This window comes from Pseudomonas syringae pv. coryli str. NCPPB 4273 (genome assembly GCF_000972175.1).
In the GTDB taxonomy this organism is placed as follows: domain Bacteria; phylum Pseudomonadota; class Gammaproteobacteria; order Pseudomonadales; family Pseudomonadaceae; genus Aquipseudomonas; species Aquipseudomonas syringae.
The window spans coordinates 232,507-255,361 of sequence record NZ_AWQP01000037.1 but is presented as its reverse complement, the minus strand read 5'-3'; the positions used below and the strand labels follow the sequence as shown (position 1 = coordinate 255,361).

The window sequence follows — 22,855 nt, the reverse complement described above, 5'->3', positions numbered from 1 at the left end:
TTCAGTATTCGGTTCAGCGTGTACCGATATTTTCCTGATTGATGCCTTAACAGAGAGCCCAGCATGTCCTTCTCGAATGCAACCTCCAGCGCCCCGATCGCTCGCAAGGCCGACGGTCCCGACCCTTATGCCTGGCTGCAGAACCGCGACACCGACGAAGTGCTCGACTACCTCAAAGCCGAAAACGCCTGGCAGGAGCAGCAACTGGCAGAGCAGACCGGGTTGCGCGAAAGCCTGTTCGAGGAAATCAAGGGCCGCATCCTCGAAACCGACCTGTCGCTGCCCTCCCCCTGGGGCCCGTACCTTTATTACACCCGCACCACACAAGGCGACGAATACGCCCGGCACTACCGCTGCCCGCGCCCGGCCGACGACAGCAACACGGTGGATGAAAGCGCCGAAGAATTGTTGCTCGACCCTAACGAGATGGCCGATGGCGGCTTTTTCTCGCTGGGCGCGTTCAGCATCAGCCCTGACCACCAGCGTCTGGCCTATAGCCTGGACACCAGTGGCGACGAGGTGTACGAGCTTTACGTCAAGGAACTGAGCACCGGTCAGATCAGCAGCCTGCCCTTCGAAAACTGCGACGGCAGCATGACCTGGGCCAACGACAGCCAGACCCTGTTTTTCGGCGAGCTGGACGACACCCATCGCCCAGGCAAGCTGCATCGCCATACCTTGGGAACGGCATCGGCAGAGCTGGTGTTCGACGAGCCGGACGGCCGCTTCTTCCTGCACTGTTTCCGCAGCAGTTCCGAGCGCCAACTGATCATTCTGCTCAACAGCAAAACCACCAGCGAAGCCTGGGTGCTGGACGCCGATCATCCGCAACAGGCCTTCACCTGCCTCGCACCGCGCAGCGAAGGTCACGAATACTATCCAGACCACGGGTTGCTCGATGGCGTCTGGACCTGGTTCATCCGCAGCAATCAGAGCGGCATCAACTTCGCGCTGTATCACGCAGCGCAACAAGCCAGTGGCGTACCGGTGCGCGAGGACTGGCAGACGCTGGTCGCGCACGACGACAAGGTCATGCTCGAAGGCGTCAGCCTCAACGCCAAAGGCATCAGCCTGAGCCTGCGCGAGGGCGGCCTGCCGATCATCGAAGTACGTCCGCAGGCGCTGCCGACCTATCGCGTGCAGCTACCTGACGCCGCCTACAGCCTGTATGTGCAGGACACGCTGGAATTCGACAGCGACAAAATCCGCCTGCGCTACCAGTCGTTGAACCGGCCAGCCCAGGTCCGTCAACTGACCCTGGCCAGCGGCGAGCAGGTTGTGCTCAAGGAAACCCCGGTACTGGGCATCTTCGACGCCGATGCCTACGTCAGCCAGCGTTTGTGGGCCACGGCCAGCGATGGCACCCAGGTGCCGATCAGCCTGGTGGTCAAGCGTGAACTGGCCGGACAGGCCACCCCGCTGTATCTGTATGGCTACGGCGCCTATGGCGAGAGCCTCGACCCGTGGTTTTCCCACGCCCGTCTGAGCCTGCTCGACCGTGGCGTAGCGTTCGCCATTGCCCATGTGCGCGGCGGCGGCGAGCTGGGCGAGGCCTGGTATCGCAACGGCAAGCAGGAGCACAAACAGAACACCTTCGGTGATTTCATTGCCTGCGCCGAACACCTTGTCGCCCAGGGTCTGACCAGCGCTGAACAGCTGGTGATCAGCGGTGGCAGCGCCGGTGGCCTGCTGATCGGTGCGGTGCTCAACCAGCGGCCCGAGCTGTTCAAGGCAGCGATTGCCGAAGTGCCGTTCGTCGACGTGCTGAACACCATGCTCGACCCGGACCTGCCGCTGACCGTCACCGAATACGACGAATGGGGCAACCCGCAGGAGCCGGAGGTCTACGCGCGCATCAAGGCCTACGCGCCCTACGAAAACGTCACGGCCCAGGCCTACCCGGCCATGCTTGTCATCGCCGGCTACAACGACAGCCGCGTGCAGTATTGGGAAGCCGCCAAATGGGTCGCGAAATTGCGCGCCACCAAGACCGACGACCATCCGTTGCTGCTCAAGACCGAACTGGGTGCCGGACACGGTGGCATGAGCGGTCGCTATCAGGGCTTGCGTGACGTGGCGCTGGAGTACGCGTTTATCTTCAAGGTATTGCAGATCGCTGAATGAACTTGGTGTGAAACACCTGTCTTACTAGGATCGGGGGCAGCGGAGTTGCCCCTTTGTCAGGATTACCAGACCTCACATGTCAGAACCACTGTCCAACCTGAACAACGCCATACGCGACATGCTGCTGGATTGCGGCCTGTTCGACACGCTGCTGCCGGGCGATTTCTTTACCGTAGCCGGCTATTTCAGCATTACCGATATCGATAAGGGCGAGACTATTTTCGCCGAGGGCGATGCCGGAACCTTCATGTGCATCATCCATCAGGGCACCGTGTCTGTGCAGAAGCTTGCTGCAGACGGCCAACAGGTGGAAATCGCCGTTCTGCGGCGCGGACGCGCTTTCGGAGAAATGGCGGTGCTGGATGGCGAGCGCCGTTCGGCCAGTTGTATTGCAGCCACCAGTTGCCAGCTATTGAACCTGGGCCGTGATTCGCTGGACAAGATGCTCGAGGACGCGCCGAAAATCGCTGCCAAGATCATTCGCGCCCTGGCCATCTCGTTGTCCAAGCGCCTGCGCATGGTCGATGGTCAATTGCTCTCCCAGCAGGTGTGAGTTTGCCCATCTGGCGCTAAACTTGCCGATATTCCGCTTTCAATGCGCACACGCACAGGTGACACCATGAGCACGGCCAATCCCCCTTCCCATACTGCCAAGCTGGACCGCATCCTGGCCGACGCCCAGCGCGATCGCGAGATGGGCTACCGCGACAAGGCGCTGCGCATGTACCCGCATGTTTGCGGCCGCTGCGCGCGCGAGTTCGCAGGCAAACGCCTCAGCGAACTGACCGTACACCACCGCGACCACAACCATGACAACAACCCGCAGGACGGCTCCAACTGGGAGCTGCTGTGCCTGTATTGCCACGATAACGAGCACTCGCGCTACACCGACCAGCAGTACTTCGCCGATGGCTCTCTGGGCAGTCCGAAAACCGCCAAGGCCACTCACAACCCGTTCGCCGCACTGGCCGGGCTGATGAAAAAGGACGAGTGACCTCGGCACCACCGACCAGCCACGCTCCCCCGCCCGACCCGCACTTCCCCTGGCCTGCGGCCACCCGACCGACCGGATATTTCGCCATGCCCACCCGAACCTCAAGACGAACCTTTGTGAAAGGGCTGGCCGCCAGTGGCCTGCTCGGCGGCCTCGGGCTGTGGCGCAGCCCGGCGTGGGCGGTGACCAATCCGGGTCAGCCAAACGGGTTGTCCGGCACCGAGTTCGATCTGTATATCGGCGAAACCCAGGTCAACATCACCGGCAATGCCAAGACCGCGCAGACCATCAACGGTGGCATCCCTGGCCCGCTGCTGCGCTGGCGCGAAGGCGATACCGTGACCCTGAGGGTCAAGAACCGGCTCGACGAAGCCACGTCCATCCATTGGCACGGCATCATCCTGCCGGCCAACATGGACGGCGTGCCGGGGTTGAGCTTTGACGGCATCGCGCCGGATGGCCTGTATGTGTACCGCTTCAAGGTCAGGCAGCACGGCACCTACTGGTATCACAGCCACTCCGGCTTCCAGGAACAGTCGGGGGTCTACGGGCCGCTGGTGATCGATGCGAAAGAGCCGGAGCCGTTCGAATACGACCGCGAACACGTGATCATGCTCAGCGACTGGACCGACAAAGAGCCAGTCCAGCTGATGAAAACGCTCAAGAAACAGTCCGATTACTACAACAATAACCAGCGCACCGTCGGCGACTTCATCAACGACGTGGGTGAAAAAGGCTGGAGCGAGACCACCAGGGATCGCTGGATGTGGGCGAAGATGAGGATGGACCCGACCGATCTCGCGGATGTCAGCGGTGCAACCTACACCTACCTGATGAACGGTCAGGCGCCGAACATGAACTGGACCGGGCTGTTCAAGCCTGGTGAGCGGATCCGACTGCGGCTGATCAACGGCTCGGCAATGACGTACTTCGACGTGCGTATTCCAGGCCTGAAGATGACCGTGGTGGCCAGCGACGGCCAGCACGTCAAGCCGGTGACCGTCGACGAGTTGCGCATCGCAGTGGCGGAAACCTTCGACGTGATTGTCGAGCCGGCGGAAGGTGCCTATACCCTGTTCGCCCAGTCCATGGACCGCACCGGTTATGCCCGTGGCACCCTGGCCAGCAGGCCCGGCCTGCAGGCTGTCGTGCCGCCGCTCGATCCACGCCCGCTGTTGAGCATGGATGATATGGGCATGGCGGGCATGGAGCATGGCAGCATGAACCACGCCGCAGCCCCGGCAACGCACGACATGTCAGGCATGGACCACAGCAAGATGGGCCACGACGCGATGCCCGCAATGGACCATGCACAGATGCCGGCCAGGAAAGCGCCGACCCCGCAATCGCACCCCGAAAGCGAAAACAACAACCCGCTGGTCGACATGCAAGCCATGAGCACCTCGCCAAAGCTCGATGATCCGGGCATAGGCCTCCGGGGCAATGGCCGCAGAGTCCTGACCTACGCCGACCTGCGCAGCACCTTCGAAGACCCGGACGGCCGTGAGCCCAGCCGCACGATCGAGCTGCACCTGACCGGGCACATGGAAAAATACGCCTGGTCATTCGACGGTGTGAAGTTCTCGGACGCCAAACCGCTGATGCTCAAATACGGTGAGCGGGTGCGTGTCGTGCTGGTCAACGACACGATGATGACCCACCCCATCCATCTGCATGGCATGTGGAGCGACCTCGAAGACGAGAATGGACAGTTCATGGTGCGCAAACACACCATCGACATGCCACCGGGGTCACGTCGCAGCTACCGCGTGACCGCCGATGCGCTGGGCCGTTGGGCTTATCACTGTCACATGCTGTACCACATGGAAATGGGCATGTTCCGCGAAGTGCGGGTGGAAGAATGAGGACCTTGATGTTGAGCAGAACGCTGAATTCGCCCCGCCTGCCGATGCTGTTGCTGGCCGCCGGGCTGACCGCTACACCGTGGACCTCGAGCATGGCCGCCGGGATGGAAGGCATGGACCACGGCAGCCATGCGATGCACATGGACGCCAGCGACAGCGAGGACGCGCCCTCAACACAGACTGCGCCCGCCCAGAGCCGAACCCCGATCCCGCCGATCACTGATGCGGACCGGGCTGCGGTGTACACCAGCCACGCCGGCCATCAGGTCCATGACAGCGCCATCAACAGTTACTTCCTGGCTGACAAGCTGGAATGGCAGGACGCCAACGACGGCAGCGCGCTGGCCTGGGACCTGTCCGGCTGGATTGGCGGTGATATCGACCGCCTGCTGCTGCGCTCCGAAGGTGAGCGAACCAACGGCAAGACCGAAGAAGCGGAAGTCCAGGCGTTGTGGGGCCACTCGATCAGCCCTTGGTGGGACGTGGTCGCCGGAGCGCGTCAGGATTTCAAACCGGGCGCGCCGCAAACCTGGGCCGCCTTCGGCCTGCAGGGCCAAGCCATTTCGGATCTGGATATCGAGGCCACCGCGTTCATCGGTGAAGCCGGGCAGACCGCCGCTCGCCTGGAGGCCGACTACGACCTCCAGCTGACCAGCAATCTGGTGCTGCAGCCCACCGCGGAGCTGAACTTCTACGGCAAGAACGACCCGCAACGCGGCAATGGTTCGGGCCTGTCGACCAGCGAGTTCGGCCTCAGACTGCGCTACGAGATCACCCCGCAATTCGCGCCTTATGTCGGGGTGAGCTGGGACCGCTCCTACGGCAAGACAGCCGATTACGCGCGCGAGGACGACGAAGACACCCAGGACGCGCGACTGGTGGTCGGCGTGCGCATGTGGTTCTGAACACAGTCAATGGCATTGCTCTGAGGCTGCCGTATAATCCCCGGTTTTCTTCAGAGCACCCTCCCCGTGGCCAACAAACGGTATGCCTGCATCGGTCTTTACAACCCCAAGTCCCCGGAAAACGTCGGCTCCGTCATGCGTGCGGCCGGCTGCTACGGCGTGGCGTCGGTGTTCTATACCGGTAAACGCTATGAGCGCGCGCGGGACTTCATCACCGACACCAAGAAAATCCATCAGGACATCCCGCTGATCGGCATCGAAGACCTCAAAAGCATTCTGCCGCTGGGTTGCATTCCGGTGGCTGTCGAACTGGTCGACGGCGCCCGCGCACTGCCCGAATACACCCACCCTGATCGCGCGCTGTATATCTTCGGCCCGGAAGATGGCTCGCTGGATCAGGAGATTCGCGACTGGTGCGAAGACGTGGTCTATATCCCGACCGAGGGCTGCATGAATCTGGCGGCGACCGTCAACGTCGTCCTCTATGACCGCATGGCCAAAGGTATCAATACCCGTTCGGGCCCGCAGTTCGGTCGCGAGAAAATTGATCCGGCCAGCGACCGCTGACGGAAAAGCATTGAACCTGTGTCGCGCACGGGCAGTCAGTTTCTCTGAATCGAGCAACTGCTTCCAATCTGCCAACTCCGACCTACTACCTCATGGAGAGCCATCATGCGCGACACCCCAATCATCGAACGCATCGACACACCTGAACTGCTCCAACGCAACCCCGAGCAGAACGTAAACGGCTGGGAGCGCATTGGCTCGCTGGCTGGCGGCGTACTGCTGATGGGTAAAGGCGTCCGTCGTGGCGGCTTTCTGGGCCTGATTCAACTGGCCATCGGCGGCGCGGCTCTGGCGCGCGGCATCAGTGGTCACTGCTCGGCCAAGAGCCTGATGGAAAAAGGCCGCAGCGATCTGCAAAGCGCACGCTCGACCATCGAACGTGCCGGTGCGCAACTGAACACCCTCAAGGACGACGCTGAAGATGCCGTGAAGACGGCGGCTGCCAAAGGCGTGGAAGCGCTGACCGAGCCGAAGCCGGTCGCTTAAGCGTTCAACCTGCGCGAAAAATCAGGTAATCCTCCCAGTCGTCTTCGGCCACATTGTTCTCGCTGAGCATGCGGCCTGACTGGGAGATGCGCTCGTGATGCACGGCCGTGCGATCACCACACACCAGATGGTGCCAGAGCGGCAAATCCTTACCCTCGCTGACCAGACGATAGCCGCAGGTCGGTGGCAGCCATTTGAATTCATCTGCCTGACCAGGCGTCAGCTGAATGCAATCGGGCACCGAGGCACGACGGTTTGCATAGTCGGAGCACTGGCAGGTTTTCAGATCCAGCAGCTTGCAGGCAATTCGCGTGTAATAAACCGCGTTGTCTTCCTCATCCTCAAGCTTCTGCAGGCAGCACAGGCCACAGCCATCGCACAACGACTCCCACTCCTGGGTATCGAGCTGGTCAAGGGTCTTGCGAATCCAGAAGGGTTCAACTTTAGCGGCCATGGTTCGGACAACGGTATCGATAATGAAAAGGCCGCCAGTCTAGAGGTACACGGGGTGCGGGCCAAGCACTTGCGACTGCCGGTAGCCGGGACTTGTCAGCGACGGGGCAAAACAGTAGCGTTAACGGGTTTTCAGTGCGTTCAAGCGATGCCTGCCGACCACGGCCCATCAAGCCACGCTCGTTTTCAACCTTCGCTATCAAGGACTTTCATGAGCACGAACCCTCGCATCGCCGATCACCCTATCGACCCGCAATTCACCGAGCGCTGGTCGCCACGTGCCTTCAGCGGCGAAAGCATCGACCAGGAAACCCTGCTGAGCTTTTTCGAAGCCGCACGCTGGGCGCCCTCGGCGTATAACTCGCAGCCCTGGCGCTTTCTCTATGCACGTCGCGATACGCCGAACTGGGAGCGTTATCTGGGCTTGCTGAACGAGTTCAACCGCAGTTGGGCGCAACACGCGGCAGCCTTGGTGATCGTCATTTCCAAGACCACCTTCGTCGCCCCAGGCGCAAGCGAAGAGAGCCCTGCCCTGTGGCACACCTTCGACACGGGTTCGGCATGGGGTTACCTTGCACTGCAGGCCAGCCTGAGCGGCTGGCACACCCACGGCATGGCCGGTTTCGATCAGGATCTGACCCGCAAGGAGTTGAATATTCCCGAAGGCTACGCAGTGCATGCGGCCATCGCGATTGGCAAGCTGGGGGACAAATCGACCTTGCCGGACTACCTGCAAGGCCGCGAAGTGCCAAGCCCGCGCAAGCCGCTGGCAGAACTGGCCGCCGAAGGTGATTTTTCGCTATAACCGACTGTCTGCTGTAATCGATGCCTGCGAGCCGACGCCTGACACGTCGGCTCGTTGGCAAGGGCGTCAGTAACCTCGCGAAAAATCGACCTCTCCGCGCAGCGCTTCTCCTGCCTGAAAAGCGTTCAGGTTATGCACGAAAAGCTCGGTCATGGCCACTGGCGAGGTAGGCGCAGAGCTGTGACCGGTCAACAGCAGACCGTAGGCAGTCCAGAACGGATGCCGCTGCGGCAAAGGCTCCTGACGGCAGACGTCAATCACCGCACCAGCCAGATGCCCTTCCTTCAACGCCTCGACCAGATCCGCATCGACGACCGCGACCCCGCGTCCGACGTTCATGAACAGCGCCGTGGGCTTGAAGCTGGCGAACAACCTGGCGTCGTACAGGTCGTGCGTCTCGGGCGTGTTGGGCAGCAGGTTGATGACGTAATCCATCTCGCCGAGCAGACGCGTCATGTCTGACAACGCCGTCACTTCAATGAACGGCTCCTGAGTGCGCGCACTGGAGGCCACACCGTACACCTGCACGCCGAACGGCAGGAGGAACTCGGCAACGCGCTGACCGATATCGCCGGCACCGACGATCAATGCCTTGCGGCCCGCCAGGCTCTGCCCGGTGCGGTTGTCCCACTTGCGCTCGACCTGACTCATCAGGCGCGCCAACACCTCACGCTCATGGCCGAGCATGTAGGTCAAAACGAATTCAGCCATGACCTGGCCGAAAATCCCGACTGCACGCGTCAGGCGATAGTCCCGCGACAGGCTGTCGGCCAGCAGCGGTGTGATGCCCGCCCAGGTGGATTGCAGCCATTGCGGCGTGTGCCCCTGCCGCAGCAGATTGGCCATCAGGTCGGGCTGTCCCAGCCAGACCGGGCAGTCGCTGGCCATGCGCGACAACTCGGCAGAATCGCCAGTGCTGAAAACTTCCAGATCAGGCGCAGCCTTGCGCAACAATTGGGTGTAAACGTGGTAATCGTGCTCGGCAATCAGAACGCGCATGTTTCAAAAACCTTAAAAACAGGACAGGCAACCCACGTCGATGTGGGCCGCTTTACAACGTGAGCAACGATTACATGGGATCGTTGCGGCGCAGCAGCTCTTCGGGCAGGTGCTCGATGTAATCGTCTTCAGCCGGCGGCATCTGCAAGTGATAGCCCTGGCTGTCGAGGTTCTCCAGCACCACATTGATATCTTCGCGCGACAGCGCCCGTTCGGGGCTCAGTACCAGATCGAACGCATGAACCGGCTTGCCGAAGGCCACCATCAGCTCGGGCGGCACACGCTTGAGGACGTCACTTTTCAGAACGTAAAGGTACATCTCGTTTCTTTTCGGGCTGCGATAAATCGAGCAGATGCGCTTCAAGACGGTTCTCCGGAGGTGGCCAGGCTGTCCAGCAGCGCCTGACCCATCAACTCGCGACGCCAGCCACGCAGCGAGTCGGGTAATTGGTAAGGACCGTCGGGGTAGCCGCTTTTGAGCAGGGCTTCGAGGGTCTTCTTGCGCAGCATCAGCTCCGGGGCCATGTCCAGTCGCTCGGCGTACTGCTGACCGATGGCCCGCAGACGCTTGATCGACCCGGCCGCATCGATGGGCAACGGCTCGGGCAACGCAGGTGGCCATTCTTCCGGAGGCAACACGCTCGCGGTCTTGATCAGCGCGAGCAGAAACTCGCCGTCATGGCGGACCGTACGCGGGTGCATGTCTTCAATCCGTGCCAGCGCGCCGAGGTTGTCCGGCTGGGTCTTGGCCAATGGCCAGAGCGAGTGCTCACGCACGATGCGGTTGCGCGGCAGGTTGCGGGCACGCGCCTCGCGCTCACGCCAGGCACACAGCTCGCGCAGCACCGCCAGCTGGGCGCGGGACAACTTCCAGGCCAGCTTGGCGTCGCGATACACCTCGTACGGGTCCACCTCACGGCGCAGGTTGGCGACCAGTTCCGCGCCGTCATCCAGCAGCCAGGCGTATTTGTCGTCGGACAAGCGCGGGCGCAGGATGGTGAACAGCTCGGCCAGATGCACGGCATCTTCGGCCGCGTAGCTGATCTGCGTTTCCGACAGCGGACGCTGCAGCCAGTCGGAGCGGGTTTCGCCCTTGGGCAGGTCGATGTCGAGGACCTCCTGCACCAGACGCGAGTAGCCCATGGAAAAACCGAGGTTCAGGTAGGCAGCCGCCAATTGGGTATCGAACAGCGGGACCGGCAGGCTGCCGGTCAGGCGCAGCAACACCTCGAGGTCTTCGCTGCACGCATGCACCACCTTGATGACGTCGGGGTTTTCGAGCAACGCAGACAGCGGCCGCCAGTCGTTGATCAGCAACGGATCAATCAGCCAGGCGCTCTGCCCGTCGCCGATCTGCAGCAGCGCAGCGATCGGATAAAAAGTGTCGACCCGCATGAACTCGGTGTCGAGCGCCACAAAAGGCAGTGACTGCCATTGTGCGCAATGCCGGGCGAGGCTGTCGTCGTCGCGAATCCAGTGAATATCGATGGCCACACGGCTCTCCCTTCAACAATGGCGCGCAGTATATATCGTCATGGGAGATTATCGCGCGTCTGTCGTCCGGGTCTGGCGCATCTTCATGCAAATGACGGACAGGAGGAGCTGTTGCCGGGCAGACGCGCTGCCGATGATCGTCCCCATAACGTGAGAGGACGATCAATACCCGACACGCCGCGCACGTGGTTACTTGTCGGTGGCCGCCAACTCGCTGCGGCATCCGGCAAACATATCGAGACTGGGGTCATAAACCTTGGTGTCGACTTTCAACAGGCCGAGCATGGAATGGAAAAGATTGTCCTGACTCAACGGTGCGTTACGCTGTTTGGCCAGGCACTCCGGCGTGACGGCGAAGGACTTCTGATAGTTATCGGACAACCAGACCATCATCGGCACATGCTTTTGCTGATCAGGCGCCAGCACATAAGGCGTGCCGTGCAGGAACAGGTTGTATTCGCCCAGCGACTCGCCATGGTCCGACAGATACACCATGGCGGTATCGACCTTGTTTTGATTGGCGCGTAAAAGATCAATCAGCGTGGACAGTACATGGTCGGTGTACAACAACGTGTTGTCGTACGCATTAACGATGCTGTCCCGGCTGCAATTGTTCAGCGCATTGCTTTCACACACCGGGGTAAACTTTTCAAACTCTTTTGGGTAACGTTTGTAGTATTCAGGCCCGTGGCTGCCCATCTGATGCAGAACAAGCACCGTGTCCTTGTCGAGGCTGTCGATAAAGGTCTGCAGGTTTTGCAAGAGTATCTCGTCCCGGCATTCGTGGTTGTTGCACAACAGCGGATCCTTGAGATTGCTCACGTCCTGAAAGGTCACTCGATCACAGGTGCCTTTGCAGCCAGCCTGATTGTCACGCCATATCACGTCTATACCCGCGCGCTTCAGTACATCCAGCAAGCCTTCCTGATTGCGCGCCTGGGTAGCGTTGTAATTCTTGCGTCCCATGTTGGAGAACATGCAAGGCACCGACACGGCGGTTTCGGTGCCGCAGGAATACACATCGGTAAACGCCACCAGCCCGTTTTCCTTGTTCAGGTTGGGCGTGGTGTTGCGACCGTAGCCAAGGATACCGAAGTTCTCGGCCCGGGCACTTTCGCCGACCACCAGCACGGTCAAGGATTTGCGGGCATGCGTGGCCCAGTCCGCAGAACGTTTGGCGTCCTCGCCGATCTTGACGAACGGCCGTCTTGCGGAGATCACCTGTTCACTCAGGTAGCCCAGCGACGCACCAATGTAATTGCTCGGCACCACCATCAGGCGCAATTCATGGTGATTGCGAAACAATGACGACAAGCCCTGGTAATTGGCCAGTGCAACGCCGCCGATTGCCACGCAGCACGCCACCGTCACCAGCAGTTTGCTGAACAGTTCAAGGTGCCAGCGACGGTAGCTGATCGGCAGTTTCCAGAGGATCAACGAGGGCACTACGCCCAGCAGAAGGATATACAAGGCCAGTTTTAAAGACAGCAGCCCCTGCACTTCCGTAGCGTTGGTTTCGGCGAAGTTTCGAAACATGCCGGCGTCGATCATGACCCCGTATTCGGTCATGAAATAAACCACCCCCGCGCTGATCATAAACAGACTGATCAACACCGGTTTAAACACACGACGGAATGCCAACAGCGTCAACACAATATTGAACACGCAGAAAATCATCAAGCCAAACGCAAAGCGCATGGCCAACCCTTTGCTATCGGCGCTGGTAATCGAGAAAAGATGCTGCCAGAGATTGAGATTGAAACCCAGTAACAGAAACGCACTGGCAAGTAGGGTTACAACCTCTGGACGAACAGTTCTGGGTGTCGGCATCGTGGTCTGCTTATCGAATTAATATGCATCAGGCGTTCGGGAGCCAGTTAATGCTCCGATGGCGCGCACTGTAGGCAGCGCATCATCAATTTTATGTGAAAACGATGAGAGTATTGGGTTGAATGAAGCTTATTTCACTGTAAAGAAATGCGTTGCAGCATTAACGCATTTGCGAGCAGCGTGTCTCCGCAAGCAAGCTTGCGGAGACATCAGCCGTTCAAACGCGCCTGATCAGACCGAGCGACGACGATAGGCCCGGTAGCCCGGCAACCAGAAATTACGCTCGATGGCCTCAAGCAGCGCCTCTTCGGTGGTTTCCAGTGCCAGCCCTTCGGCTTGCGCTTCCATGGCCACAGCCAGGGCGATCTTGCGGCTGACCTGCTGGATTTCCTTGAGCGGCGGCAACACCGCATCACCCTTCCCTGTCACCATCGGCGAGCACTCGGCCAGCGCATTGGACGCCGCCATGAGCATCCGGTCGGTGATACGCGATGCCTTGCAGGCCACCACGCCGAGGCCGATGCCCGGAAAGATGTAGGAGTTGTTGCACTGCGCAATGTGCACCGTGCGACCGTTGATCTCCACTGGCGCAAACGGACTACCGGTGGCTACCAGTGCATTGCCGTCGGTCCAGCGCAGGATTTCTTCCGGAGTGGCTTCCACTTTGGACGTCGGATTGGACAGCGGCATTACCAGGGGTTTGGCGCAATGCTTGTGCAGTTCGCGAATCACCTGCTCGGTGAACAGACCGCGCTGCCCGGACACACCGATCATTACGGTGGCCCCGGCGTGAGTGACTACGTCGAGCAACTGCGGAAAGGCTTCCGAGCCGGCAGTCCAGCCAGACACGTCGGCAGTCTTTTGCGCCAGTCGTTTCTGGAAGTCGAGCAGATTGTCCATGCTTTCGGTCAACAGGCCGAAACGATCAACCATGAAGATACGTTTGCGCGCTTCGCTTTCGCTCAGGCCTTCGATGCGCATCGCTGCGATGATGTGCTCGGCGATCCCGCAGCCTGCCGAACCGGCACCGACAAACACCACTTTCTGCTGACCGAGGGTTTCATTCTTGGCCTTGCAGGCCGCCAGCAACGTACCCACGGCGACCGAAGCGGTGCCCTGGATGTCATCGTTGAAGCAGCACAGCTCGTCCCGATACTTTTCGAGCAACGGCATGGCGTTGGACTGGGCGAAATCTTCGAACTGCAGCAACACGTCAGGCCAGCGACGCTGCACCGCGTCGATGAACAGCGCGATGAAGTCTTCGTATTCCTTGCCCGATACCCGCTCGTGACGCCAGCCCATGTACATCGGGTCGTCCAGCAGCTCACGATTGTTGGTGCCGACATCCAGCACGATCGGCAGCGTGTACGCCGGGCTGATCCCGCCACACGCGGTGTACAACGACAATTTGCCAATCGGAATGCCCATGCCGCCGATGCCCTGATCGCCAAGACCAAGAATTCGTTCGCTGTCGGTCACGACAATGATCTTGATCCGGTCCTTGGTCGCGCTGCGCAAAATGTCATCGATGCGGTCGCGCTCAGGGTAGGAAATGAACAGGCCGCGATGCGTGCGGTAGATCTTGGAGAATTCCTGACAAGCCTGCCCCACCGTCGGCGTGTAGATGATCGGCAGCATCTCGTCCAGGTGGGAGTCGAGCAGACGGAAAAACAGGGTTTCGTTGTTGTCCTGGATCGAGCGCAGGTAGATATGCTTGTCCAGGTCGCTGGCACACTGTTTGTACTGGCTGTAGACCCGGGTGACTTGCTCTTCGATCGTCTCTACGTTCTGCGGCAGGAGCCCGATCAGATTGAATTCGACCCGCTCTTGCGGGGTGAAGGCACTGCCTTTGTTCAGCAGGGGCATTTCCAGCAGTGAGGGTCCTGCGTAGGAAATGTACAAAGGTCGCGAAGTTTTGGTCATTTTCTCTAATCGCCTTTTTCGTCTACTCATTAATTCTTTACGTCGACCGGGGCGGGCAGCCTGGCTCAGTTCTTGTTGTTTTTTCTTGTCGCCAGCTCTCTATCAGGCCATGCCGAAAACCATTCGGCAGATAAGGTCAGGGCGAACATATTACTCGCCTGACAGCGGCTTGCGACATTTTGTCGCGCAAAGAGTGGCTAAGTGACGCTATTGCAGACACAGCTTCCCATGACCAGCCAGTGCATTCAGCACGCTGGAAGCCATCATGGTCTCGGGTTGAAAAAGCCCCGACGGACGTCGGGGCTCCATGGGGTCAGGCTGCGTCAGGCTTTTCGGCGATAAGCCCGATGGTGAACCCATCGACTGCCGAGATTCGGCCCCGCCACAGCACACCGGCATCACAAATCGGGTTGCCGTCAGTGGAATAAGTGCGGCAGTCCTTCAAGTGAATGAAATGGAAGGCCGGGGTGTCTTCAGACGACTCACCTGGCTTGAAGGACAGGATCATCTCTTTCATGGTCGCGTCAGTGCCGTTGGCGAACGAACTGAACGGTGCCGAGATATCGTCGGCCAACTGCTCGAAATACGCATCGTGAGAAATCAGATGCCCGGAAACCAGATTCCCGCCCACCGACAACGTCACGCCCATCTCAACCTTGGTGTTGGCAACAAACTTGACCAGCCATTGCAGCAACCAGTCGATCTGCTTGCCCTGCCACTTGAACTGAGCAATCACGTCATCGTGGCTCTGGCTGGGAGAAGGTTGCGACTTTTGTACCTGATCTACGTCTGACATCTGAAAGCTCCTCGCCTCACAAAACGTTGAACCCAAGGTATAGATCAGATCGAGCGAAAGCGAAACCGGGAGGCAGGATTAGTTTGCGAATGGCCGAAGGGTACGTGTGGAACCAGGCGATTTCGCAGGAAGATGATGACAGTGTTTCTACTCTGCACAGGTTGCCAGTGATTCGGTTAAGTGTTGCAGACCGAATATTGGTGATTTTTTTTCACAATGACTGATCCAAAAGATCGGAGATCCGCCTAAAGGTCATCTATAGAATCGAATGATCGATTTCCGAAACGGAGTAAAACGATGACTCAGAACAATCAATCGCTCAGCCTGGAGAACCATACGGCGTTCAGCGGTACATTCCAGCCTGATCAGTTGACCATCGGATTCATCTCGCCCGCGCGGGGCTATCCTGACGGCCCTTTTCCCAGCCTGGAGGACCAGGCCGAGATCGTGCAGCGCCTCGATCAGAGCGATGCTGCGGCACTGTGGCTGCGCGATGTGCCGTTTTACGATCCGTCATTCGGCGATACCGGCCAGGTCCTCGATCCGCTGGTGTACGCGGGCTGGCTGGCAGCGCTCACTCATAGAATCGCCATCGGCACTGCCGGCATCGTCAGCCCGTTGCGAGAGCCGGTTATCACCGCCAAGCAGATCGCTACGGCGGACCAACTATTGGGGGGCCGCTTTCTCGCTGGCATGGCTTCGGGTGACCGGGCAACAGAGTACCCGGCTTTCGGGGTCGACTTTGCCAGCCGAGCGGAACGCTATCGGGAAGCGCTAACGCTGATCAAAACGCTGATTTCAGAGTCGTTTCCGCGCCTGAAGACACAGCATTTCGGCCAGTTGCGGGGCGATATCGATCTGGTACCCAAACCCGCAGCCCAACGGGTCCCTATCATTGCTATCGGTCGCGCTGGACAGAGCCTGGAGTGGCTCGCGGCCAATGTCGATGCCTGGATCTGGCATGGCGACGCGCTGCGCATGCCGGAGGCTGTGCCGCATTGGCGTGAGGCAACCGCTTCCAGGGGATTCGTCCCTTTCGGCTATGGCGCGATGTTCGATCTCGACACCAATCCTGACGCGCCGCTACAAACGGGGCGGATGCTGCGGGGCGGTCGAAAGGCGCTGAAAGAGTTCTTCTCGCGGCAACGCGAAGCCGGGATCAATCATGTCGCATTGAACCTCAAGCCCACGCGGCGCCCCTCTGTGGAGGTGATCGATGAACTTCAGGAGCACATCCTCCCCGAATTTTCCATCACGTCAGGCTGAGGAGACAGGGACGGCTTCGCGCTTCTGTGTTGTCAGCGGCTTTGCGATCATCCCCGATTCAATGATTATTCAAGCCCGCTCAACACGCCCGGCAGGCGTGAGATTGGCTCCCAGGTAGGCGACCAACGCGCTGACTTTTGGCAGCGCCTCGCGACTTCGAAGCCAGACAAGATTCATCGGAAGGCCTTCGGTAGCAAGATCCGGCAGCACCTCCACCAGTCTGCCGCTGTTCAGATGCACCTGGACCAGCCAGGTCGGTAGTTGAGCGATGCCTAGCCCCGCCAACACCGCCATCACCTCACCCTCTCCGTCTCCCACGGCAATGTGCGGATGCATGATCCTGCGCTCCATATCCCCCGGCTGACGACCCTTGAAGTACCAGGGGATCGCCATACCGTCATTTTGCCCGTAGCCGATGCACTGGTGGTCATCGAGGTCCGACACCGTTTTGGGCTGCCCATATTGATTTACATACTCGGGCGAAGCGCAAAAAATCAGTTTCTGCGTCCCAAAAAACTGGTGAGCCATGGCGGCTGGCCAGGCATCTGAACCACCAATCCTGACGACGATATCGATGCCCTCATGCACCGGGTCGACGTACCGATCGGAAAAAGACACATGGGGCTGCAACCTGGGGTGCTGCTTCATGAAATCAAGAATCAACGGCAGGACATGTAAACGCCCATACGAAGCTGGCAAATCAATACGCACCTTGCCCTGTGGCTCGGTCTGGGTCGAAGTCAGCGCAATCTCGACTTCCTCCAGATCCGAAAGGACCGTTGTGCAGGTACGGTAGAAGGTTTCCCCTGCCTCGGTGAGCGACAGCCGACGCGTAGTGCGCTGAAACAACCGGGTGCGCAGACGCCCTTCCAATCGCGCAATGCTCTTGCTGATCGCCGAGTTGGTCAGGTTCAACCGTTCAGCTGCGGCCGTGAAGCTGCCCATGTCGGCGACGATGACGAACACATCGATACCCTTGAGTCGCTCAGACGAAAACATAGACGCTCCGATTATTGAATTCCATTCCACTCACTTGATAGAAACCAGCAAAAATCAAATGCCATTTCTCCAATAGACTATGTCAAAACCTGTTCGGATTGAAGCCTCATACAGCGCTGAACTGGCCCCGGACAACACCTCACGCTCGGACTATCAGTCCTGATGATGGCGTTCGCAACATCCCTGCTGGGCAAATTGGCGGGGGGCTAATGGGCCTCGGAGTGATCGTTGCGCTGCTGCTGACGCGTCGTCAGTCATCCCCTGACAGCCGCCTCCCCCAAGGCTGCTGCCGTCATTGTCCTTTTGATTCCCCCTCCACAGGAGAGACTGCCTTGACTCTGTTCAACGAATTCAAACTCGGCAACACGACCCTCAGCAATCGCGTCGTCATGGCGCCCATGACCCGCTCGCGTGCCCCTGAGGATATCGCCACCGAACAGATCGCGCTGCACTACACCCAGCGCGGCACCGCCGGCCTGATCGTGTCGGAAGGTACGCCGATCTCTCGCGAAGGCCAGGGCTACCTGTTCAATCCAGGCATCTATACACCGGAGCAGATAAAGGGTTGGAAGCTGGTGACCGACTCGGTCCACAGCGTCGGTGGTCACATGTTCGCGCAGCTCTGGCATGTTGGCCGCGTGTCCCACACCTCGATCCAGATCGACGGCCAAGCACCGGTCAGCGCCACCACCAAACAAGCACAGGGCGCAGTCGCATTCGCTTATGGCGAAGACGGCGAACCCGGCTTCGTGCCTACCTCCGTGCCGCGCCCGCTCACCACCGAAGAAGTGGCGCGAGTCGTCGAGGATTTCGCCCAGGCCGCGCAGAATGCGATCGACGCCGGTTTCGACGGCGTAGAAATTCACGGCGCCAATGGATACCTGCTGGAGCAGTTCCTCAACCCGCTGGTCAACGATCGCACCGATCAGTACGGCGCGAGCAACCTGCAAGATCGCCTGCGCTTCGTCTTCGAAGTGGTCGATGCCGCCTGTGCCAGAATCGGTGCCGACCGCGTTGGTATTCGCATCTCGCCCTATGGTCAGTTGTTCGATATACCGCTCTACCCGGAGATAGACGAAACCTACTCGGCGCTGTGTGCAGGCATGCGCGAACGCGGCATCGCCTATGTACACGTCATGGACCAGACGCACTTCTTCATGGCCGGCGAAAGCTCCGCCGCGCAGGAGCAGGCACTGCGCAAACTGCTCAAGCACTGCAAGGCCGAACTGGGCAACACCGCGCTGATCCTCGCCGGCGACATGACACGCGAACGCGCTGATGCGCTGCTGGAAGAAAACCTGATCGACCTGGCTGCGTTTGGCCAGCCCTTCATCGGCAACCCCGATCTGGTCGCCCGCCTGAAAAACGGCTGGCCCCTGACGACCCCGGACCGTGACAGCTACTACGGTGGCGATGCGCACGGCTACATCGACTACGCGCCTTACCGCGCTTGATCTAACGGCCGGGGCGCCGCGTTCGAGCGGTGTCGCGGCTGGTCTAGCGGTGAAAGCTGCCTTTCAGCCGGGCACCGGCAACTGTGTCAGCGCAGCCATATCCTTGCCGTGAGGAATTGGGTCTGAATGACGACGAGCTGGAAGTCCTCAGGCATAGGCTTGTACGGCATCTGACTGAACCGCTAGACGGATGAGAAGCCGATAAACGTAAACTCTCGGTAAAATCTGTTTTGACTGAACGTTGACACACCCGGTGCGCTAGCAAGTACACTGAGTATACCGATTCATTTATTGTATACATTGTTTACAGCTAGCAGCCGTGGAGGCCAATATGGCATCGCCTGTCCTGTCATTCCGAGTAGAAGAAGGCTTGGTCGAAATGCTCGACCAGCTTGCCCTTGCCACGGACCGTGATCGTCAGTACCACCTGAAACGTGCTCTGTCTCGCTACGTTGAAGCAGAAGCGTGGCATTTGAAAGCCATTGATGAAGGCTTGGCCGACATCGATGCAGGGAAGACGATCGATCTGGAAACCGTTAAAGCCAAGTGGGTAGCACGTGCCGCAAATCGAGTTAAGTGAAAAAGCCGATAGCGATCTGGAAGCGATTCATGAGCATTACGCGGGGCTGATGGGCCACCAGAGAGCTGACGAAGTCATAAATACCATTCTGGAATCCATTGAGCAGCTTGCAACGTTTACGGGGATGGGACGCCCTTCCCAAACCCCGGACGTGCGCGAGCTGGTGCTTACCCGCTACCCCTTCGTAGTGAGCTATGTGGTTCGCACCCGGGTCGTATTCATCGTTCGTGTGCTGCATGAGCGGAACGAGCGCCTGAACACTGCAAAAATCCCGGATCAATTCCGCTAGGCCCGACCCTGTAGCCCTGCCATTTACATCCCCCATCAGCTGCGTTTATGCCCGTACCACCGCGCCAAAGGCCGCATGAACGACTTGATAACCCTCGCCAGCCTAATCCGACCGAATGAGGCAGGAATGCGGGACCAATTTCCAGAAGCCCTGGAATGATGGTTATTTTGGCCACAAAAAAACCCGTAGCTGAATCAGCTACGGGTCTTTATTTGTATGGCGGAGAGATAGGGATTCGAACCCTAGGTACCGGTGAAGGTACAACGGATTTCGAATCCGTCCCATTCGGCCACTCTGGCATCTCTCCAACGGCGCGCATCATAACAGCATCAACGCAGAAGGCGAAGCCCTTCTGCTGTTTTTTTTCGTGCTATCAAGCGCTTGCGTGTTTTTCCGCTTACAGCGGCACGCCCAGACGGTTTGCGACTTCTTCGTAGGCTTCGATGACGTCGCCCAGACCCTGGCGGAAGCGGTCCTTGTCCATTTTCTTGCGGGTGTCCTTGTCCCAGAGGCGGCAGCCGTCCGGGCTGAATTCGTCGCCGAGGACGATTTCACCGTGGAATACGCCGAATTCGAGTTTGAAGTCGACCAGCAGCAGGCCGGCGTCGTCAAACAGTTTGGTCAGCACGTCATTGACCTTGATCGACAGCTCTTTCATGCGAACCAGTTGCTCGGCGGTGCCCCAGCCGAACGCCACAACGTGGGATTCGTTGATGAACGGGTCGCCCTTGGCGTCGTCCTTGAGGAACAGTTCGAAGGTGTACGGGTTGAGCTTGGTGCCCTCTTCGATGCCCAGACGCTTGACCAGGCTGCCAGCGGCGTAGTTACGCACAACGCATTCGACCGGGATCATGTCGAGCTTCTTGACCAGGCACTCGTTGTCGCCCAGCAGCTTGTCGAACTGGGTCGGAATACCCGCGTCTTCGAGCTTCTGCATGATGAAGGCGTTGAACTTGTTGTTCACCATGCCTTTACGGTCGAGCTGTTCGATGCGCTTGCCGTCGAACGCCGAGGTGTCGTTGCGGAACAGCAGGATCAAGCGGTCAGCGTCGTCGGTCTTGTAAACCGATTTGGCTTTGCCGCGGTAGAGTTCTTCACGTTTTTCCATGATGGGCTCCGCTTGCTAAGTAGTTGGGCTAGGCGATATGTCGCCAGTCGAGCCCTGAATCTTGATCGGCCAGTTGCAGCCAGTCCGGGTCGCACCCGAGGGTGTCGACGAAACATTGCCGGGCCAGGTGCGGCAGGTTGTTCTTGCTGCTGAGATGCGCCAGCACCAGGTGCTGAAGGTCCTGCCATCCCAGTTCGCTCACCAGGCTGGCGGCCTGATGGTTGTTCAAATGACCGGTTTCACAGCCAACGCGCTGCTTGAGAAAGACCGGATACTGGCCTCGGGCAAGCATGTCGCGACAGTGATTGGCCTCGATCATCAAGGCATCCAGGCCTTGATAACGCTGTAATACGTTGGAGCAGTAAGAACCAAGGTCGGTCAGCAGGCCAAAGCGGCGCTTGCCGTCACTGAAGACGAACTGCGTCGGCTCAAGCGCATCGTGAGCGACCGACACCACATCGATGTCCAGTGCGCCGATCTGAAGACTCTCCCCGCCTGCCAGCAGGCCGGCAATTTCCACCGGTTTGCGCATTCCGCGCAACGTCCCGCTGCTGAGGTAGACCGGCACATTGTAGCGCCGCGACAGCAAACCCACGCCATGCACATGATCGGCATGTTCGTGGGTCACCAGTATGGCGCTCAGCTGGCTTGCCGAGACGCCCAGACGAGCCAGGCGCCGCTCGGTTTCCCGCAGGGAGAAACCGCAATCGACCAGTACGTACGTATCGTTGCTTGCGACCAGCGTGCCGTTGCCACGACTGCCGCTGCCGAGAACCGCGAAACGCACTTAACCCAGGTTGTCTTGAATAACGCTCAACACGCGACGTGCGATATCCGCAGGTGCAACGGTGTTGATGTTCTTCTCGACGGTCACTTGAACGTTGTCACCGACCTTGCTCAGGCGGACCTGATAGCGTTCGGCGCGGGCATCGATCTCTTCCTTGGTCGACTTGCTGCCAAACATGCGGCCGAAGAAACCAGGCTCGTTTTCAGGCGTCTTGGCCTTTTCAGCCAGGTTGATGTAGTACAGACCCAGGCTGCGGTTGATGTCCTCGACACGCCAGTCGCCCTGATCCAGCGCACGGCCAACGCTCGACCATGCGCGGTCCAGATCGGCACCGAGGTTCAAGACCGGGTTGCCGCTGCCGTCTTCGCTCAAGGCAACACGGCTTGGGGTGTCGTAGTCACGTGCCGCCAGCAGGGAAATCGAACCGCCCTTCTCGGCGTTGCGGCCCATGCTGGCCAGCAGGTCGTCGGTCAGTGCGGCATCAAGGCCCAGGTTGGTGGTGCGCGTCGGGAAGGCCACGTCGGCAGTGCTGCCGGCAGGACGCTCGACGCTGACCACGTAGACTTCACTGGTATTGCGCTGCACGCCCGGCTCGATACGCACCCGCACGCGGGTTTCTGCATCGGCGGCGACGCCGGCAGCGCTCAGACGCTTGGCCACCGAAGCGGACAGCTCATCAAGGCGCTGCCAGGAAGAGCTGAATTCGCCCGTCTGTGGACGCTCTTCAGCGATACGGAAACCGTTGTCTTCGAAATACTGATGAGCCACCGGCCAGACTTCGGCTGGCTGACGCTGAGCCAGGATCCAGTGCGCATCACCACTCTTCTGCAGGCTGAAGTCGCTCGACTCGGAAGTCGTGCCCAGCGGCTGAGGACGCGGCACGATGTACTCGCCGTCTTTCTGGGTGCTGTCAGCCACGTTACGCGGGATCGGCAGCAAAGGATCCAGACGCTTGACGCCGCTAACATCGGCGGGCAACTGCATGGGTGGGGTCTGGGTCGCCTGGAGGTAATCACTGCCGCGATCACGGAAGTAACCATCTTCGCCCCAGAGCCAACCGCAACCGCTGGTGCTGGAGATAATAAGAGCAAGTGCGGAAAGTCCGGCCAATCGCTTCATTGCGTGATACTT

The 22,855-nt window shown here is 59.5% G+C and carries 23 protein-coding genes and 1 tRNA gene; 12 read left to right on the top strand and 12 right to left on the bottom strand.

What is annotated here, in order from left to right:
- The first annotated feature begins 63 nt into the window (after positions 1-63).
- From P406_RS16665 to P406_RS16635, 7 genes are all read left to right on the top strand, one after another.
- Positions 64-2,124, top strand: a complete 2,061-nt coding sequence (locus P406_RS16665; protein ID WP_046236760.1) for a S9 family peptidase — start codon at positions 64-66, stop codon at positions 2,122-2,124.
- Positions 2,125-2,200: 76 nt separating this feature from the next.
- Positions 2,201-2,677, top strand: coding sequence for a cyclic nucleotide-binding domain-containing protein (locus P406_RS16660; protein WP_003345583.1), 477 nt, complete (start codon positions 2,201-2,203; stop codon positions 2,675-2,677).
- A gap of 66 nt (positions 2,678-2,743) precedes the next feature.
- Positions 2,744-3,118 carry a YajD family HNH nuclease gene (locus tag P406_RS16655; protein WP_003317410.1) on the top strand — a complete coding sequence of 125 codons (375 nt, stop codon included), beginning with the start codon at positions 2,744-2,746 and terminating at the stop codon, positions 3,116-3,118.
- Positions 3,119-3,204: 86 nt separating this feature from the next.
- Complete coding sequence (locus tag P406_RS16650; protein ID WP_046236759.1) at positions 3,205-4,983, top strand: copper resistance system multicopper oxidase; 1,779 nt, start codon at positions 3,205-3,207, stop codon at positions 4,981-4,983.
- Between the two features lie 8 nt (positions 4,984-4,991).
- A complete protein-coding gene (locus P406_RS16645) occupies positions 4,992-5,888 on the top strand; it encodes a copper resistance protein B (protein WP_174518718.1) in 897 nt (298 codons plus the stop codon).
- Positions 5,889-5,954: 66 nt separating this feature from the next.
- Positions 5,955-6,455: an RNA methyltransferase gene (locus P406_RS16640; protein WP_003317406.1), complete on the top strand. Its 501-nt coding sequence runs from the start codon at positions 5,955-5,957 to the stop codon at positions 6,453-6,455.
- Between the two features lie 105 nt (positions 6,456-6,560).
- A complete protein-coding gene (locus P406_RS16635; protein ID WP_046236758.1) occupies positions 6,561-6,941 on the top strand; it encodes a YgaP family membrane protein in 381 nt (126 codons plus the stop codon).
- A gap of 4 nt (positions 6,942-6,945) precedes the next feature.
- Here P406_RS16635 and P406_RS16630 read toward each other — a convergent pair whose 3' ends face one another.
- Positions 6,946-7,395, bottom strand: a complete 450-nt coding sequence (locus P406_RS16630; RefSeq protein ID WP_003368281.1) for a YcgN family cysteine cluster protein — start codon at positions 7,393-7,395, stop codon at positions 6,946-6,948.
- A gap of 210 nt (positions 7,396-7,605) precedes the next feature.
- On the opposite strand from P406_RS16630, the gene P406_RS16625 reads away from it, so the two are divergent.
- A complete protein-coding gene (locus tag P406_RS16625) occupies positions 7,606-8,199 on the top strand; it encodes a nitroreductase family protein (protein ID WP_003317403.1) in 594 nt (197 codons plus the stop codon).
- A gap of 66 nt (positions 8,200-8,265) precedes the next feature.
- Here P406_RS16625 and P406_RS16620 read toward each other — a convergent pair whose 3' ends face one another.
- From P406_RS16620 to gvpU, 6 genes are all read right to left on the bottom strand, one after another.
- Positions 8,266-9,198, bottom strand: a complete 933-nt coding sequence (locus tag P406_RS16620; protein WP_003409455.1) for a D-2-hydroxyacid dehydrogenase — start codon at positions 9,196-9,198, stop codon at positions 8,266-8,268.
- Positions 9,199-9,268: 70 nt separating this feature from the next.
- Entirely contained in the window at positions 9,269-9,562 is a 294-nt protein-coding gene (locus P406_RS16615; RefSeq protein WP_003317401.1) for a YcgL domain-containing protein, read from the bottom strand.
- Entirely contained in the window at positions 9,559-10,692 is a 1,134-nt protein-coding gene (rnd, locus tag P406_RS16610; protein ID WP_046236757.1) for a ribonuclease D, read from the bottom strand. Before rnd ends, P406_RS16615 begins: the two co-directional genes overlap by 4 nt.
- Positions 10,693-10,881: 189 nt before the next feature.
- Complete coding sequence (locus P406_RS16605; RefSeq protein ID WP_046236756.1) at positions 10,882-12,522, bottom strand: phosphoethanolamine transferase; 1,641 nt, start codon at positions 12,520-12,522, stop codon at positions 10,882-10,884.
- Positions 12,523-12,753: 231 nt separating this feature from the next.
- A complete protein-coding gene (locus tag P406_RS16600) occupies positions 12,754-14,445 on the bottom strand; it encodes an NAD-dependent malic enzyme (RefSeq protein ID WP_003415604.1) in 1,692 nt (563 codons plus the stop codon).
- A gap of 313 nt (positions 14,446-14,758) precedes the next feature.
- Positions 14,759-15,241: a gas vesicle accessory protein GvpU gene (gene gvpU, locus P406_RS16595; RefSeq protein WP_003409447.1), complete on the bottom strand. Its 483-nt coding sequence runs from the start codon at positions 15,239-15,241 to the stop codon at positions 14,759-14,761.
- A gap of 297 nt (positions 15,242-15,538) precedes the next feature.
- On the opposite strand from gvpU, the gene P406_RS16590 reads away from it, so the two are divergent.
- Positions 15,539-16,507 (top strand): LLM class oxidoreductase, encoded by a 969-nt coding sequence (locus tag P406_RS16590; RefSeq protein WP_046236755.1) that lies wholly within the window; start codon positions 15,539-15,541, stop codon positions 16,505-16,507.
- Positions 16,508-16,576: 69 nt separating this feature from the next.
- Here P406_RS16590 and P406_RS16585 read toward each other — a convergent pair whose 3' ends face one another.
- Positions 16,577-17,506, bottom strand: coding sequence for a LysR family transcriptional regulator (locus tag P406_RS16585; RefSeq protein WP_003317395.1), 930 nt, complete (start codon positions 17,504-17,506; stop codon positions 16,577-16,579).
- 332 nt (positions 17,507-17,838) lie between these two features.
- On the opposite strand from P406_RS16585, the gene P406_RS16580 reads away from it, so the two are divergent.
- The 3 genes from P406_RS16580 to P406_RS27945 all read left to right on the top strand — a co-directional run bounded on the left by P406_RS16580 (position 17,839) and on the right by P406_RS27945 (position 19,829).
- A complete protein-coding gene (locus P406_RS16580) occupies positions 17,839-18,960 on the top strand; it encodes an alkene reductase (RefSeq protein ID WP_046236754.1) in 1,122 nt (373 codons plus the stop codon).
- A 331-nt stretch (positions 18,961-19,291) separates the two neighbouring features.
- Positions 19,292-19,540: a CopG family ribbon-helix-helix protein gene (locus P406_RS16575; RefSeq protein ID WP_003345556.1), complete on the top strand. Its 249-nt coding sequence runs from the start codon at positions 19,292-19,294 to the stop codon at positions 19,538-19,540.
- Complete coding sequence (locus P406_RS27945) at positions 19,518-19,829, top strand: type II toxin-antitoxin system RelE/ParE family toxin (RefSeq protein ID WP_003409443.1); 312 nt, start codon at positions 19,518-19,520, stop codon at positions 19,827-19,829. The genes P406_RS16575 and P406_RS27945 overlap by 23 nt, the downstream gene beginning before the upstream one ends.
- Positions 19,830-20,046: 217 nt before the next feature.
- Here the strand turns inward: P406_RS27945 and P406_RS16565 are convergent.
- From P406_RS16565 to bamC, 4 genes are all read right to left on the bottom strand, one after another.
- A tRNA-Ser gene (locus P406_RS16565) sits at positions 20,047-20,136 on the bottom strand.
- Positions 20,137-20,226: 90 nt separating this feature from the next.
- On the bottom strand, positions 20,227-20,937 hold the full coding sequence (gene purC, locus P406_RS16560) for a phosphoribosylaminoimidazolesuccinocarboxamide synthase (RefSeq protein WP_003409442.1): 711 nt from the start codon (positions 20,935-20,937) through the stop codon (positions 20,227-20,229).
- A gap of 28 nt (positions 20,938-20,965) precedes the next feature.
- Positions 20,966-21,724 carry an MBL fold metallo-hydrolase gene (locus tag P406_RS16555; protein ID WP_011267088.1) on the bottom strand — a complete coding sequence of 253 codons (759 nt, stop codon included), beginning with the start codon at positions 21,722-21,724 and terminating at the stop codon, positions 20,966-20,968.
- Positions 21,725-22,843: an NlpB/DapX family lipoprotein gene (bamC, locus tag P406_RS16550; RefSeq protein ID WP_003409440.1), complete on the bottom strand. Its 1,119-nt coding sequence runs from the start codon at positions 22,841-22,843 to the stop codon at positions 21,725-21,727. It lies immediately after the preceding gene.
- Positions 22,844-22,855: the final 12 nt, after the last annotated feature.

What these genes read in the sequence shown, in the direction of transcription:
- P406_RS16605 (WP_046236756.1), bottom strand. Translation starts at nt 12,522, where the DNA reads ATGCCGACACCCAGAACTGTTCGTCCAGAGGTTGTAACCCTACTTGCC.
- P406_RS16645 (WP_174518718.1), top strand. Translation starts at nt 4,992, where the DNA reads ATGTTGAGCAGAACGCTGAATTCGCCCCGCCTGCCGATGCTGTTGCTG.
- P406_RS16635 (WP_046236758.1), top strand. Translation starts at nt 6,561, where the DNA reads ATGCGCGACACCCCAATCATCGAACGCATCGACACACCTGAACTGCTC.
- P406_RS16585 (WP_003317395.1), bottom strand. Translation starts at nt 17,506, where the DNA reads ATGTTTTCGTCTGAGCGACTCAAGGGTATCGATGTGTTCGTCATCGTC.
- P406_RS16630 (WP_003368281.1), bottom strand. Translation starts at nt 7,395, where the DNA reads ATGGCCGCTAAAGTTGAACCCTTCTGGATTCGCAAGACCCTTGACCAG.
- P406_RS16655 (WP_003317410.1), top strand. Translation starts at nt 2,744, where the DNA reads ATGAGCACGGCCAATCCCCCTTCCCATACTGCCAAGCTGGACCGCATC.
- gvpU (WP_003409447.1), bottom strand. Translation starts at nt 15,241, where the DNA reads ATGTCAGACGTAGATCAGGTACAAAAGTCGCAACCTTCTCCCAGCCAG.
- P406_RS16620 (WP_003409455.1), bottom strand. Translation starts at nt 9,198, where the DNA reads ATGCGCGTTCTGATTGCCGAGCACGATTACCACGTTTACACCCAATTG.
- P406_RS16600 (WP_003415604.1), bottom strand. Translation starts at nt 14,445, where the DNA reads ATGACCAAAACTTCGCGACCTTTGTACATTTCCTACGCAGGACCCTCA.
- bamC (WP_003409440.1), bottom strand. Translation starts at nt 22,843, where the DNA reads ATGAAGCGATTGGCCGGACTTTCCGCACTTGCTCTTATTATCTCCAGC.
- purC (WP_003409442.1), bottom strand. Translation starts at nt 20,937, where the DNA reads ATGGAAAAACGTGAAGAACTCTACCGCGGCAAAGCCAAATCGGTTTAC.
- P406_RS16650 (WP_046236759.1), top strand. Translation starts at nt 3,205, where the DNA reads ATGCCCACCCGAACCTCAAGACGAACCTTTGTGAAAGGGCTGGCCGCC.
- P406_RS16665 (WP_046236760.1), top strand. Translation starts at nt 64, where the DNA reads ATGTCCTTCTCGAATGCAACCTCCAGCGCCCCGATCGCTCGCAAGGCC.
- P406_RS16575 (WP_003345556.1), top strand. Translation starts at nt 19,292, where the DNA reads ATGGCATCGCCTGTCCTGTCATTCCGAGTAGAAGAAGGCTTGGTCGAA.
- P406_RS16660 (WP_003345583.1), top strand. Translation starts at nt 2,201, where the DNA reads ATGTCAGAACCACTGTCCAACCTGAACAACGCCATACGCGACATGCTG.
- P406_RS16625 (WP_003317403.1), top strand. Translation starts at nt 7,606, where the DNA reads ATGAGCACGAACCCTCGCATCGCCGATCACCCTATCGACCCGCAATTC.
- P406_RS16590 (WP_046236755.1), top strand. Translation starts at nt 15,539, where the DNA reads ATGACTCAGAACAATCAATCGCTCAGCCTGGAGAACCATACGGCGTTC.